Genomic DNA, 15758 nt, shown 5'->3' with positions numbered 1-15758 from the left:
TCAAATATAAATATCTATGAAAAATTTAAAAAGCTTAAATTGGGCATTAGCAGTGGCATTGCTAACATTAGGATCTTGTGATAGCGATGATAATAAATCGAACACGAACGATCAAAAATCCTCAGGAATTTCAATGTCATTGATTACCTCTGGAGCAGCTGGAACTGAATACATTGTAAGCAAAGAAGATGTAATGTCTGGAGAAATTTCAGCTCAAGGAACAGGAATAGAACAAACAGGATGGCGTTTTTATTATCCAGTGGGCAAAACTTTATTTGCATCGGGATTTAGTGCTGATAATCAATGTGCTGGCTATGCTGCAAATAATGAAGGGGTTATTCAGCTAAAAGGGCAATTCATTTTTGAAAACTCATTAGAAATGTTCGGGAAATCAGATGATAACAAAACATTACTAGCAATGGAAATTCCACGTGTTGGCTTTGCAAACAGAAGATTACATTTTATTAATGTTGATAATGTATCGGTTCAAAAAATTGTGGGCACAAAAATTTTCTCTGACGAAGCAAACAAGCAAGTAGCTTGGCCAACAGCTTTAGAAGTTAGATCAGATAAGTTATTTATCCCTTATCATGTCTTAGATTCAGAGGGTAACTTTTCTACACTTGATGCCAATAAAGCCTATGTAGCTGTATATTCATATCCAAATGTTGGGACAACTCCCGAAAAAATAATCAGTGATGATAGAACTTCAAATATTGGAGTAAACGGAGGAACAACAGGATTAATAGAAACAGAAAGCGGCGATTTATATTCGTTTTCTTGCGGAACAGTTTCAGCTGGTTTTTCGACTGCATCAACAAAACCTTCTGGAATTTTAAAGATCAAAGCACAAACAACAGAATTTGATAAAGACTATTTCTTTAATATAGAAACAGCAACCAATGGCGGAAAAATATTTTGGTTTGACTATATCGGAGGAAACAAAGCTTTGGCTAGAATATTGAAAGCTGACACGAATATTCCTTGGGATGCTTTTTCTAGAAGCCAAACAGCATTTAATCAAAAGTTAGTTATCATAGATTTAGTTGCAAAAACCGTTACTGATGTAGCCAATGTCCCTTTACATGCTAAAAGATATACTTCTCCTGTATTTATCCAAGATGGAAAAGTTTACGAAAGTATAGAAACAGAAACAGAAGCCTATGTATATCAAATAGACATTGCTACAGCTACTGGTAAAAAAGGAGCTAAAATAGTAGGTCAATCTATCAAAGGATTTTACAAATTATAATCTAAATGTTTAAAAAATAGATTTGTATTTCTAACACTTCAAAACAATAATTTGTTTTGAAGTGTTAATCGTTTATAAGGTATTTACAAGATGAAAAAAAATAATTTTAAAAATACAATTCGACAAATACACCTTTGGTTAGGGTTGAGTACTGGTTTGGTTGTTTTTATAGTAGCTATGACTGGCTGTTTGTGGGTTTTTAAAACTGAAATAGAAAGTTTATATTCAGATTATAAAAAGGTAATTCCACTTAATCAGGAATACATTAGTGCTTCAAAAATAAAAGAAATTGCAAGTAAAGAAAATCCAAATCGGAAAATTCATGGTGTACTATTTGGACAACCAGACGAAGCTATAGAAGTAATTTATTACGAAGCCGAACCTGAAATATTTTACCAAAGCCTATTTTTAAATCCATATACTGGAAAAATAATTCACCAAGTAGATAATGATGGTGGTTTTTTTGGATTTATACTAAAAGGACATATACGCTTATGGTTACCAGAAGCAGTTGGTTCATTAATAGTATCGTACTCAATATTATTGTTTTTTGTATTGATAATTACTGGATTAATCCTTTGGTTACCCAAAAAAAGAAAAAATTTGGGTCAACGACTACAATTCGATTGGAATAACAAAACAAGATGGAAACGCAAAAACTTTGATTTGCATACCGTAGTTGGATTTTATACCTCAGTATTCGCTATAATTTTAACTTTTACAGGATGTGTAATGGCTTTTGGATGGTTTTACTACATCACTTATATCGCTACGGGTGGTGATAAAAATCCTAGATTTGTAAACCCTAAAAACGAAAAAGTCTTTACCCAAGTTGCCCAAAAAAATCTAGTTGATGGATTAATCCCAAACTTAAAAAAAGAATATAAAAACGCAAGAAGTTTTGAACTACATTTTCCTGAAAATGACACAACTTCAATTTTGGTTGAAGTTTCTAATTCTGATGAACTTCATTACGACATGGATTATCTTTTCTTCGATCAAAATACTTTAAAAGAGCTTGAACCCAATAGCATCTATAGTAAATACAAAAACGCAAATTTTGCAGACAAAGTTATTCGTATGAATTATGACATTCATATTGGTGCTATTGGTGGGATTACAGGTAAGATTATTGCATTCATAGCGAGTTTACTTTGCGCATCACTACCTATAACTGGTTTCTTATTATGGTGGGGCAGAAAATTTAAATAACAATAAAAAAATAAAACAAAAAGCTGGACTCATTTAATTGAGTATTATCCTCTTGCTTTTATCAAATAATTCCGTTTTGTTACGAAGTTTGATGGGTAATATTAATTTAAAAAAATGTACTTGATATTGATAAAAACTTCTTAACTCCAATATTTTTAAGTATTTAAGTTTTCTAAACAAACCATACTTGCCGTTTTTTATTTAGTATGGTAAAATAAAACAATGATTTCACATTAAATTATGAAACTCCATTAAACCTTTTACCTTTATTTGTGTCTATATATAGATATCAAAAGCGGTATACAAACGCTAAATAAATATTGGTAAATTATTATTTATTTTTACCTTTGTCATTATTTTTATTTATTCTAAATAACACTAAAAAACATATCGTTTTACCTTTTCAAACATGAAAAAATACTTTTTAACCCCATTAGTCTTTACTGTTACTCTATTATGCAGTGCCCAACAAAAAAATAGCCTACTCGATCAATCCTTTTGGAAAACTTCGCCAGATGTGGCTGCTGTAAAAGCAGAAATCGAAAAAGGCAACAGTCCATCTGCGGCAACTCCCAATGCTTTTGATGTCACTGTAATGGCCATCAATAATGACGCGCCAGCTGCTACCATTAAATTCTTGTTGGAACAACCTGGAAACGAAGTAAACAAATTGACCCACGACAACCGAATTTACCTGCATTGGGCGTCTAACAAAGGGAATGTGGAAATTATAGAATACTTAATCGCTAAAGGTTCCGACATCAATTTGGAAGACAGTAAAGGAGAAACACCGCTTACCTTTGCTGCCATTGGTGGACAATCGAATCCAAAATTGTACGACGCATTTTTCAAAGCTGGCATTGATCCAAAGAAAAAATACAAAGACGGTATTAATCTGCAACTTATGACCATTGCAACGGATAAAAACTTAACTCTAAGTGATTATTTTGCTACAAAAGGCTTATCCCTAAAAGATGTAGACAGCAACGGCAGCACAACATTTGATTATGCTGCAAAAACTGGTAATGTTGCTTTCTTGAAAACCCTTTTAGCAAAAGGAGTAAAATACACCAACAATGCGCTTCTTTTTGCCGCTCAAGGCACACGTAGAGAATCAAGCACACTTGAAACATATAAATACTTGGTTGAAGAATTGAAAATCAAACCTACTACTAGCAGTAAGTCTGGTGAAACAGTACTTCACTTTTTAGCAAATAAACCTAATCAAACAGAAATCATAGCCTATTTCCTTTCAAAAGGTGTGGATCCTAACCAAGCAGACAAAGAAGGAAACACACCATTGATGCTTGCTGCAGCTGGTCGTGAAACCGCTACTTTGGAACAATTAATAGCGGTAACCAAAAACATCAATACGCAAAACTCAAAAAAAGAAAGTGCCTTAACTTTTGCAGTTAAATCTGGAACACCAGAAGCAATCACGCAACTTTTGAATCATAATGCAGATATAGCTGTAACCGATAAAGATGGTAACAATTTAGCCTACTATTTGATTCAATCGTATCGTCCTCAAACAGGCGGCGGACGTGGTCCTGAAGCAGCCAACACGCCAAAACAAGATCCTTTTGAAGCTAAAATAAAGATCTTACAAGACAAAGGCTTTGTCCTTTCTACACCTCAAAAAGACGGAAATACATTGTATCATTTGGCGGTGATCAAAAACGATTTAAATTTGCTCAAAAAAATAGCCGATTTAAAAATAGATGGCAACGCCAAAAACAATGATGGCTTGACGGCTATACACAAAGCGGCGATGATTGCAAAAGATGATGCTATTTTAAAGTATTTAATCTCTATTGGGGCACAAAAAGATGCTAAAACAGAATTTGACGAAACTCCATACACATTGGCGAAAGAAAACGAAACATTAACCAAAAAGAAAACAGATTTAGAGTTTTTGAAATAGTTTAATTAGTTCTTAGTAGTTAGTCCTTAGTGACTAGCAATCAAGCTCAACAACATAAATCATAATTAATCCTTATAATGAAATCATTCTTAAAAATAAGCTTACTTACCCTTATCAGCTTTTTATCTTTTCAAGCGACTGCTCAAACTAGCAAATACAAATGTATGTTGCAAATGTCTAACTATGTAGGGGAAGGCGCCTATATTGTAGTGTCGTTAATCAATCCAAAAGGAGAATATGAGAAAACACTTTACGTAATGGGTGATGATAAAAAATGGTACAAAACCATCAAAGAATGGCATAAATTCCAATCGAAAAAACAAGAAAACATAAGTGCCAAAACTGGAGCTTCTGTAACTGGAGGTGATCGCAGTATTACCACTATCGAAATAGAAGATGCCAAAATCAACAAAGGCTACAAACTCCGTTTTGAAAGTGCTGTAGAGGACAATAAATACTATGTTGCAGATGCCGAAATCCCATTAACCACAGAAGGATTGGCTGCCAAAACAGATGGCAAAGGATATATCCGCTACGTACGATTCAATAAAATCTAAAACATCTTGAAAAAAATAGGCAAAGTCATTTAAGATTGAGGAACCACAACCTTTATCTTATTTGACTTCGTTTTTTTCAATTTGTACATCATAAAAACTAAAAGTCCTTTTTCTATGACTCTTTCCTTTTGGCGCTACGCACATTTGGTTCTAGCGATTTTCTCTTCCCTTTTTTTAGTCCTAGCAGCCGTTACAGGTACCATTCTAGCGGTAGATGCCATTCAAGAAAAAATCCCTTCCTACCAAATCAGTAATTTCAATGAAATAACGCTGGCAGAAACGCTTCCTGTTTTACGAAAAACCTATCCTGAAATAACAGCGGTAAGTGTGGATCACAATCAGTTTGTTTTACTTGAAGGAATAGATCAAGAGGGAAATGACGTAAATGCCTATGTGGATCCAACCAATGGTAAAATTCTAGGAAAACCAAGTCCAAAAAGCGAATTCATCCAATGGACTACGGCTTTACACCGCTCTTTGTTTTTAAAAGAAACTGGACGATTTATAGTAGGCTTTATTTCATTTTTATTGGCGCTTATTGCACTTTCTGGCTTGGCATTAATTATTAATCGTCAAAGAAGCATTCGAAGTGTGTTTTCAAAAGTTGTAAAAGAAAACTTCGCTCAATATTATCACATCATTACTGGAAGATTAGCGCTACTTCCAATACTTATCATTGCAACTACTGGGGCTTATCTTACGCTAGAAAAATTTCATTTTTTTATAGAAAACGATGCTTCAGCAACCGAAACTGTAGCTCAGCCTTCGTCCAAAAAACAAAAAACATCTTTTTTCAAGACGGCGCTTTTGGCTGATGTCACCAAAATTGAATTTCCTTTTTCGGATGATCCTGAAGAATACTTTATCATTCATTTAAAAGATAAAGAAATAGAAGTACATCAAGTAACTGGAGCTGTAGTCACCGAAAAATTAATAGCAACCACCACACAATTTAAAGACCTAAGTCTCGATTTACACACCGGCAGAACCAACATTCTGTGGGCTGTACTTCTTGGTTTGGCTAGTATCAATCTATTGTTCTTTATCTATTCTGGATTCGCAATGACGTTGCGACGCAGAGCCAGTCGCATCAAAAATAAATTCAAGGCCAAAGACAGCGAAATTATTCTCCTCGTAGGTTCTGAAAACGGAAGTACCCTTCGATTTGCCAATGCTGTACAACAACAATTTATTGCTCTTGGCAAAAAAGCGTATCTCGCCGAGATGAATTCTTATACATTATTTCCAAAAGCAGAACAATTACTCGTTTTTGCAGCAACTCACGGAATGGGTGATGCACCATCTAATGCGGATCAATTTATTGAATTACTGAGCAAAAGGGAACAAAAACAAAAAATCAAAACCACTATCATTGGTTTTGGGTCTAAATCCTATGCGGAATTTTGTGGTTTTGCTTATGATGTAGAAGCTGCATTGGCAAAACAAAATTGGAGCGAAACCATCGTACCGTTACAAACTATAAACGACAAATCAACAGAAGAATTTGTCACTTGGATTCAGCTATGGAATACCGCAACTTCCTTACCGCTTGCCACTACTCCATCGCTTTACAATGAAATACCAAAGGGACTAAAAACTTTTGAAGTAGTTGCCAAAACACAAGTGTCCACGGACGAAGACACTTTTTTGGTCAGCTTCAAAACGCCTTGGAACACCAAATTCCAATCGGGAGATTTATTAGCAATTTATCCTGCTAACGACAGTAGAGAACGTTTATACTCCATCGGTAAACACGACGGACAACTACAATTGGTGGTCAAATTGCACGAATACGGATTAGGTTCGGGTTATTTGAATCGACTAGAAGTAGGCTCGAAAATTAAAGCCCGAGTAATTACGAATACAGCTTTTCATTTCCCCAAACAAGCACCTAAAGTTGCCTTAATCTCTAATGGAACTGGAATTGCGCCGTTCTTAGGAATGATTCAAGAGTCGACACCCAAAACGGAAACGCATTTGTATTGCGGTTTTAGAACCGAGACAAAAAGCGTTGCCAGTTATACAAAACTTACACAAGAAATGATAGACCAACAAAGGCTCCAAAGTTTTAATTTGGCCTTATCTAGAATACCTGACGGCTGTCGTGTGACACAGTTGGTCGAGCGTGATGCCGCTTTTTTTAAAGCGCTGTTGAATGAAAATGGCATCATTATGATTTGCGGTTCTTTGGCGATGCAAAAAGATGTAGAAAAAGTGCTCGAAACCCTTTTGATTGCAACCGAAACAAGCCTTTCAGATTATAAAGCCAAAGGGCAAATTTTGACTGATTGTTATTAAAAGCCTCACCCCATCCCTCTCCAAAGGAGAGGGAGAAGCAATGTTCTGGCACTACAGCGGTTTTGAAACTAAATTAAGCCATATTTTCGGATTTACCAAATCATACCAAGTACAAGACCATTTTTCCATTAAGCCCAATGCCCAAATCCGTTCTAGCATCTATGTGACGGCTATTTACGTGTTTATCTACGTTTTTTTCTAGCTTCTAATTTTTAAGTTTCGCATTTCCATTCCAATTTTCAAGTTTCTGCTTTTTTATTTAAAAAAATAAAGAAACACTTATTGATAGATATAAATTATTATTTATTTTGTTTTAATAAATAATTACTATATTTGTATTAGATATTAACAATAAAAAATTATATCATGATAGAATATGCTTTTCAATCCAATTCAAATAGTGCAACAAAAAAAGTTGCTGAATTTATAAAAGGATTTAGTCCTAAAATCGATTTTATAATAGAAGATGGACATTTTGGTTTAGCAATTAATTGTAAGTTTGAAAGTCAAAATGATAAAGATTCTTTTATTCATACGTTAGTTGATTCGCTTAACATTGCTGAAGACGGAAGTTACATAGCATAATTCAAGCATTATCAGACATCAATAAATCGACATGTATTTTCATTTTATTTTCCACTTCCAACTTTCAGTTTTTGAGCTTATACCCCAAAATAATCTGAAGTAAAAAGTGCTAATAATTAGTATAAAAACATATATGTTGTATTTAGCTAAGTTTTTTCTGTAGCTGTCACATAACTTAAAGATTAGTCGTGTTGTAACAATTTCCTGCAAGGTCTTTTTTTGACCTCCTATTTAAATTCAAGAAACATACCTACAAGGTTTTGAAAACCTTGCAGGAGTGTAAAATAGTTAACATCAAAATAAGCAACACAAAAAAAATAGAGCGTCTATAAGAGTTTGTAGAGCTTTACATAGTGCCGTTTTCATTACAATTCGAATGGTGAACAACTCATTTTCTTTAGAAACGTTTGCGTGAGGGCAATGTCATTAAGTTAAGGGGAAAAAGAAAAAACAGCACGCAGATTCAATAGATTTTAACTGATTTTTCTGCGTAAATCTGCGAAATCTGCGTGAAAACAAAAAGAGTAATTCCTTAACTTAATGACATTGTGCGTGAGGGATGGCAGTGGAGCTCTCCCGATTTTTCATCGGGAAGCGGGAACGTACAGCCCGACCCGCCTTTTTCTGGCGGGGCACGCCCAAAATCAATATATTTACATTATACAACATACGTTATGTCAACCAAAAATCTTTTCCTATTGCTACTCGTTTGGAGTGTTTCGTGTCACAGTCAGGTGCTACGAAAAAAAACGACTTTGCTTATGGGCGGACGTTTTGACATTACGATTGTAGCCGAAGATTCGGCCTCGGCTAAAGAAAATATCGATGCTGTTGTTGCCGAAATCACTCGTATTGAGCATTTGATTTCGGACTGGAAACCCACTTCTCAAGTTTCGGAAGTGAATCAAAATGCGGGTATTCGTCCCATAAAAGTCGACAAAGAAGTATTTGAATTGACCCAAAGAGCGCTTGAATTTTCTAGGATTACCAAAGGTGCGTTTGACATTAGCTTTGCGGCTATGGATAGGATTTGGAAATTTGACGGGTCGATGACCAAGATGCCAACGGCAGAAGCCATTAAAAAATCGGTTGAAAAAGTAGGCTATCAAAACATTATTTTAGACTCCGTTCAATCGACCATTTTCTTGAAAGTAAAAGGAATGAAAATTGGTTTTGGCGCTTTAGGCGAAGGCTACGCAACCGATAAATGCCGCGCTATGATGCTGGACAAAGGCATTCCTGCTGGAATCATTAATGGCTCTGGGGATATGAGTACGTGGGGAACACAGCCTAATGGCAAACCTTGGAATATTGGCATTACAAACCCTTTTCGACCCGAAAAAATTATGGCAATCGTTCCCTTAAGGCAAGAAGCCGTAACCACTTCTGGGAGTTATGAAAAATATGTCGTTTTTAATGGCAAACGCTATTCGCACATCATTAATCCCTCTACGGGTTATCCTGCTACGGGTTTGTGTAGCGTGACCGTTTTTGGTCCCAATGCCGAAACTGCCAATGGTTTGAGCACCTCACTTATGGTTTTGGGACAACAACAAGGATTGCTTTTACTCGAAAAATTCTCGGATTACAGCTGCATTATGATTACCGATAACGGAAAAGTGATTCGGTCCAAAAACTTCAAAAAGAAAAAAATGAATCGAGGCTAAACTTTCACATTAATCCATTTTCCCCTTCGATACATGATAATACTCATAATGGTTATTAATGTTTCGGCTAATGGAATCGCAATAAAAACTCCTAAAGTATTTAGCTTGAAGGTATAGGAAAGAATATAAGCTAAAGGTATTTGTATCAACCAAAATCCAATAAAGTTTATCCATGTAGGTGTCATGGTATCTCCTGCACCATTAAAAACATTATTGAGCACCATACCAACCCCATAAAACAAATAGCCATAACTTACAATTTTTAAGGCTGAATAAGCAATTTCAATAATAGCTATATCATTAGTAAAGAAACCAATCATTTGTCTACCAAAAACCAAACACAAAGTCATTGCTAAACCTAAAAAAATCATGCTGTATTTTGTTGTCAAAACTATAGCCTCTCGAACTCTTTCTTTGTTTTTAGCCCCTAAATTTAATCCGACCAACGTTGCCGTTGCATTACTCAATCCCCAAGCGGGCAGCATAAAAAACATCATAATTCGGATAGCGGTTTGAAAACCTGAAGATCCATTTTCTCCGCCTGTTTTTGCAACAATTTGGGATAAAAATATCCAACTACAAGAAGCGATGACATATTGCATGATGCCTGGCGTAGCGACTTTTATTAGCGAGGTAATCAGTTCAAAGCTAGGTTTTATATATTTTAATTTTATGATTACTAAACGCATCTTAAAAAATAAAAAATAAAGCTGATAGAAAACACCCAATGCTCTTCCAATAGCTGTTGCTAGTGCAGCCCCCACAATTCCCATGGCTGGAATAATACCCCAGCCATTAATTAAAATGGGGCATAAAATGATATTACAAATGTTGGCAAACCAAAGGCTTTTCATGGCCAAGGCTGGATTGCCAATTCCTCTAAAAATACCGTTAATCAAGAAAATCAAGATAATAAAGCAACTGCTTCCGAAAATAATTTTAGGATACATAACTCCATAGGTTCTGCTTTGTGCTGATGCTCCTAAAAAAGTAAATAATTCTTCAGTATACAAAACACCAAAAACACTCACAACTAAGGAAATAACCAAAGCAACAAATATAGATTGCATGGCAACTTTCCCAGCTTTGATGGGCTTCTTTTCGCCTACTCTTCGAGATACAATTGCTGTTGCAGCAACGCTTAATCCAATAGATATGGAATAGATTATAGTATTAACCGATTCTGTTAGACCAATAATTTGTATGGCAAGATTACTTTTTTCTAAATGCCCTACAAAATATAAATCCACTAAAGCAAAAACAGATTCCAAGACCAACTCTAAAACCATTGGAATGGCTAACAATAGAATGGCCTTGTTTAAATCTATAGCTGTAAAATCATAATCTTCTTTACCACTTATTACTTCTTTTAAAAAGCTTATTTTATTTTTCATTATTATTTTATAGAAGAATTCCTCTTCTTTTAAATGCTATGTATTGGGTTTTTCAGTTTCCCTACAAACTGTAAGCTTTCGGTTGGTGTGGTTAAATCTAACATTTGTTTGTTGTTTTTTAATTGCAATCGGTTTAAACAACAAGCATCAAATTCTGATACAAATAAATCGTATTTCTCAAATTGTGATTGTAATGCTGGGTGTGCTATTTGATACTCTAAAATACAATTAGATACTAACTCCCAAAATTCATCTTGATGCATCACTTTATTTTCATGTAAAATAGCTACTAGAAATCTAAAGAAAAATTCAAAAATATCATTCTGCAAACATAATACTTTGAGTTTTTCGTCCATGTCGATATAAATACGTTTTGCTTTTTCTGGCAAAGGAATATTGGGATTAAAAATCATCACTTCTTCGGTAATGTCTTTCATGATTGCTTTTACTGGGATATTGTCTTCTAAAACCAATATTAGGTTCTCACCATGTGGCATAAAAACCATTTCATGTTTATAAAAACAATGCAACAATGGAGACAAATAACTGTCCAAATAATGGCTTATCCATTGTTTTGGGGAAATTCCAGAAGCATCAATTAGTTCTTTAACAAAAGCTTTTCCCTCATTATCTACATGGAGTAAAGCAGCCATCGTCATGCATTTTTGGGACTGTTCTAATTTTGGAATTGGACTTTCTCTCCAAAGAGTTGCCAACATTTTATTGTGTGGAATAGCTCTACCCAAAGGTTCGTATAAGAAATTTCGATAACCAAGTGTGGCTACTTCTCCCAATAAAGTAAATCCTTTCTCTTGCAAATAAGCATCCTTTTTAACCAGATCATCAACCCACATTGTGATTGCTGGTGTACTTTCCATATAGTAAGGAGAAAGCCCACGCATAAACCCCATATTTATAACTGATAATGCTGTTTTTGCATAAAATTTCTCTGGATTGCTTAGGTTGAAGAAAGTACGAATAGATTGTTGTGCCGAATAAATGTCTTTACCATATCCTAAGCAGATTAATTTTCCGAAAGCAATATCTTCCGAAAAAATCATGGTTAATTTATTAAACCATTGCCAAGGATGCACAGGAAAAATATAATAATCCTCTGTATCTAATCCTTTGCTTTTGATCGTATTTTTGAAAGCAATATAATCCTCAATATCTAATTCTTGTTGGATTACTTTATCGTAATTCAACGATTCAATACAAGAAAAGGTAGCTCTGCTTTTATGACCTGCCAACCAAATCATTTGCACAGGACTATTGGCTTCTGGTGAATAATTTATAAAATCAAGACTATTGAATCCGTTTTTTCCACTGTTTGCTAAAAAACATGGATGGCCTTCCGTCATGGCGTGCTCTATTTCTTGATATTCTTGATTCACCAATTCAGAAGCAGTAAATTTTTGATTGCTAATTTTAAAAGCGGTACTATAAATAGTGCTAGTAATTTCTTCCAGATAAGTTGGTAATAGTATTTCTGGGATTCCTAATACCGATTTGAATTCGATAATAAACTCGGTAAGCGACAAGAAAACTTCTTTATCTTCAACAAACTTTTGAATAGAGTTTACTTCAATTGACCAATGATGTAAGGACAAAACTTTTGCTTTAAAAGTATATTTTATTTTCCCATCGGGAGTAGAAACAGCATATTTATGTTGGTCTTCTAAAACAGGAATTATTAATTGTTCGTGAGCAAACTCACTCAACGCTTTTTTTATTAAAAGCAAGTTCCCGTTCTCCCAATTTTCTTTTGTGATATGTCCAATACTTTGATCTGGGTTTGCTAATACAGTAGTGATCATAATTTTGTTTTTTTTAGAGCATTATAGTAATCCTTACGAGTACAAAATTCTAAGTGGGCTTTTTTATTAGGCAATTCTATTATTTTTTGAAAAACAAAACCTGCCTTTTTATTGAGTTGGTGAATCTTGTGATTTCTGGCATCTGGCTCTACAACAATTCGTTTTGTATTGGGTTTATCAAAGATAAAATCCATGATAAAGGAAAAAACTGACCAAGTAAAATTCCGAAGAGGATTTTCTGTTGGAGCAACAAGTATGTGCATTCCTTTGTCTCCTTCTTCCACTTCGTAGTAGTTGCCAATGATGTCTTCTGAAGGTTCATAACATTCTAATAAAAAACTAATTTTAGTATCAAACAAACCGATGTAGACTTGTGTGTGTTCTAGTATTTTTTCATAGGCAGCCTTTACTTCTTCCAATGAAAAACCAATCATTCCCCAATAAATTGCATATTCTTTATTCACCCAATGATGAATAATACTGCAATCTGTTTCTAAATCAAAAGGTCGCAATTCAAAAACTCCCATTTCTGGAATTATTTTGGTGAAAACAATTTTTTCAGTGCTATTTATATTTATCATCCTACAAAGATTTAGGCTATTATATTTTTATATGGTGCAATGGGATTGTCTAGTTTTCCTTTAAATTGGAGGAGTGCCACAGGATCATCTAAATCAATCATAGTTTTGTTGTTGTTGATCTGTAAACGATTGAGACATGATAACTCAAATTGAGTTTCAAATAAATCATAACGCTCAAATTTATCAGTAAGATGAGGTTGTGATTCTTGGTATTCTTGTATAGAATTTGCTACTAACTCCCAAAAACGATTTTCATCGTAGCTGGCATGTTCTACCAATATGCTCGACAGGAATCGGAAAAAGCCATCAAAAACATCAATAAAAATGGATAGTAACTTTACGTTTTCTGGTACCTCTGCGTAAATTCTTTTAATATTTTCTGGGATTTTTACATCAGGATTTAGTATTACTGCTTCTTCTGTTATGTCTTTCATAAAAGAACGTACCGGAATATTGTTGTTAAAGCCTAGAATTAAGTTTTCTCCATGCGGCATGAAAACCAAATCATATTCATAAAAGCAATGCAATAGCGGACTTAAATACACTCTAAAATATTCTTTTAGCCATAAATCAATAGACAGTTCAGATGCTTTAATAATTTCTGGAAGTAAAGCATGTCCTTCATTGTCGATATGTAATAATGCGGCCATCGTCATCAATTGCTCTCCTTCATTAAGAAAAGCAACGGGACTTTCTCTCCATAATGAAGCAAGCATTTTGTTATAAGGATCATGTTTACCGTAATTCTCAAAGTAAGGATTGATGTAGCTAATTGAGGCTATTTCTCCTAACATCCCGAAATTGACGCTTTGCAAATAACCATCGGTTCCTAATAAATTTTCAAGCCATTTTGCCATCTCTGGAGCCGTACCCAAATAATATACAGGCAAACCACGCATGAAACCCATATTTAATATGGAAAGAGACGTTTTTGTGTAAAACTTTTTTGGATTACTTAGGTTGAATAAAGTACGAATAGATTGTTGTGCTTGATATAAATCTGGTCCATAACCTACACAGATTAACTTATTTTGAGCTATTTCTGGCGAAAAAATATTGGCCAATTTATTATACCATTGCCATGGGTGTACGGGTATGAAGAAATAGTCTTCTGATCTTTCTCCTTTATTTGTTATCACTTGATTGAAAGTGGCAATAGTTGCCTCATCTAGTTCATGACGAATGAGTGTCTGATAATCTAAGGCCTCAGTTCCTGCATATATCGTTCGATCTATATGCCCTGCTAACCAGAGCATCTGAAACGGATTTCCTGCTTCGGGCGTGTAGGCTTTGTAATCCATACTATTGAAACCTATTCTTCCATTATTGGCAACAAATCCTGGATGCCCTTCGGTCATGGATTGTTCTATCGTTTGAAAATCGGAGGTCGCCAAGTCCTTTGCAGAAGGTGCATTTTTCTCTAGTTTATAAGCACTTCCATATAATGTACTAATTATTTCTTCGATATATAATGGAAACTGTGCTTCGCTTATCCCAAGGCTTTCTTTGAATTCGGACATAAAAAGTACAGCATCTAGTTCTTTGATGCTACCGTTTATTTCTTTTTTTATGGAACTACTATCTATTGTGAGATGGTTCAAGGCATTGGGTTTAGCTCTAAAGGAATATTGGATTAGAGTGTCTTTGGTAAACAAACTATAGCAATTCCAATCACCTTCTTTTTTTTCGAACTTAGGCTGAAGCAATAGTTCGTGAGAGAATTCACAAATAGCCTTTCGTACTAATAATCGGTTAGCTTTTTTCCATGTTTCAAGCTGAACATGTTGAGTAGCTTGTTCTGGATTTTCTATTTGGTTCTTATAGTGCATTGCCGTTTCTTTTAAATATTGTGAGTCTATTTTTTTTACAAATTGTTCTCTTGTGCAAAAAGCTAGTTGGGCTGTTTTGTGTGGCAAATGAATTACCTCATCGTTTACAAATCCCACTTTCTGACAAATTGCAAACATCTTTTCATTTCTGATGTCGGGTTCTACTACCACTCGTTCAATGGTCAAGTCATTGAAAATAAACTTCATGATACTTGTAAAAATATGCCAAGTAAACTGAGGTATCGGTTTGTTGACTGGAGCCACAATAACATGCATACCGCAATCATAATTTTTTACCTCATAATACTCTCCTATTGCATCATTTTTAGGATTGTAACGCTCTAAAAGAAACGAAATTTCTCCATTTACTAATCCAATGAAAACATCAGAATGTTGGGTTATTTTTTCATATTCTTTTGTAACTTCTTCTAAACTCTTGCCTAGCATTCCCCAGTATTGTGCATACTCTTGAATGACCCAATTATGAATGGTTACAATATCTTTTTCTATATCTAATGGTCGGAACGAAACTGACCCTAGGTTAGAAATGAAATTGGTAAAAACAATTCCACTTCTTTTTGTTTTATGTTTTAAACTGTTATTATAAAGTGTCATAAGTTTTATATTATGTTTTTGAAAAAA

At 34.5% G+C, this 15758-nt stretch carries 11 protein-coding genes; 7 read left to right on the top strand and 4 right to left on the bottom strand.

Going from position 1 to position 15758, the window contains the following annotated elements; translation table 11 throughout:
• The first annotated feature begins 16 nt into the window (after positions 1-16).
• From WFZ86_RS13540 to WFZ86_RS13510, 7 genes are all read left to right on the top strand, one after another.
• The gene (locus WFZ86_RS13540; RefSeq protein WP_342692421.1) at positions 17-1252 is read left to right on the top strand and encodes a DUF4374 domain-containing protein; all 1236 of its coding nucleotides are present in this window, start codon (positions 17-19) and stop codon (positions 1250-1252) included.
• A 90-nt stretch (positions 1253-1342) separates the two neighbouring features.
• Positions 1343-2464, top strand: coding sequence for a PepSY-associated TM helix domain-containing protein (locus WFZ86_RS13535; protein WP_342692420.1), 1122 nt, complete (start codon positions 1343-1345; stop codon positions 2462-2464).
• Positions 2465-2873: 409 nt separating this feature from the next.
• A complete protein-coding gene (locus WFZ86_RS13530; protein WP_342692419.1) occupies positions 2874-4388 on the top strand; it encodes an ankyrin repeat domain-containing protein in 1515 nt (504 codons plus the stop codon).
• 77 nt (positions 4389-4465) lie between these two features.
• Complete coding sequence (locus WFZ86_RS13525) at positions 4466-4945, top strand: DUF2271 domain-containing protein (RefSeq protein ID WP_315171575.1); 480 nt, start codon at positions 4466-4468, stop codon at positions 4943-4945.
• Positions 4946-5059: 114 nt separating this feature from the next.
• Positions 5060-7243 (top strand): PepSY domain-containing protein, encoded by a 2184-nt coding sequence (locus WFZ86_RS13520; RefSeq protein ID WP_342692418.1) that lies wholly within the window; start codon positions 5060-5062, stop codon positions 7241-7243.
• A 366-nt stretch (positions 7244-7609) separates the two neighbouring features.
• Positions 7610-7828, top strand: a complete 219-nt coding sequence (locus tag WFZ86_RS13515; RefSeq protein WP_342692417.1) for a hypothetical protein — start codon at positions 7610-7612, stop codon at positions 7826-7828.
• A gap of 674 nt (positions 7829-8502) precedes the next feature.
• Positions 8503-9495, top strand: a complete 993-nt coding sequence (locus tag WFZ86_RS13510) for an FAD:protein FMN transferase (protein WP_342692416.1) — start codon at positions 8503-8505, stop codon at positions 9493-9495.
• Here WFZ86_RS13510 and WFZ86_RS13505 read toward each other — a convergent pair.
• The 4 genes from WFZ86_RS13505 to WFZ86_RS13490 are packed head-to-tail and all read right to left on the bottom strand — an operon-like array spanning position 9492 to position 15731.
• Positions 9492-10889: an MATE family efflux transporter gene (locus tag WFZ86_RS13505; protein ID WP_342692415.1), complete on the bottom strand. Its 1398-nt coding sequence runs from the start codon at positions 10887-10889 to the stop codon at positions 9492-9494. The genes WFZ86_RS13510 and WFZ86_RS13505 overlap by 4 nt on opposite strands.
• 29 nt (positions 10890-10918) lie before the next feature.
• On the bottom strand, positions 10919-12706 hold the full coding sequence (locus WFZ86_RS13500) for an IucA/IucC family protein (protein WP_342692414.1): 1788 nt from the start codon (positions 12704-12706) through the stop codon (positions 10919-10921).
• A complete protein-coding gene (locus WFZ86_RS13495) occupies positions 12703-13287 on the bottom strand; it encodes a GNAT family N-acetyltransferase (protein WP_342692413.1) in 585 nt (194 codons plus the stop codon). Before WFZ86_RS13495 ends, WFZ86_RS13500 begins: the two co-directional genes overlap by 4 nt.
• 11 nt (positions 13288-13298) lie before the next feature.
• Entirely contained in the window at positions 13299-15731 is a 2433-nt protein-coding gene (locus WFZ86_RS13490) for a GNAT family N-acetyltransferase (RefSeq protein ID WP_342692412.1), read from the bottom strand.
• Positions 15732-15758: the final 27 nt, after the last annotated feature.

It is taken from the genome of Flavobacterium polysaccharolyticum, assembly GCF_038739875.1.
Classification (GTDB): domain Bacteria; phylum Bacteroidota; class Bacteroidia; order Flavobacteriales; family Flavobacteriaceae; genus Flavobacterium; species Flavobacterium polysaccharolyticum.
This window is presented reverse-complemented; position numbering and strand designations above follow the sequence as displayed.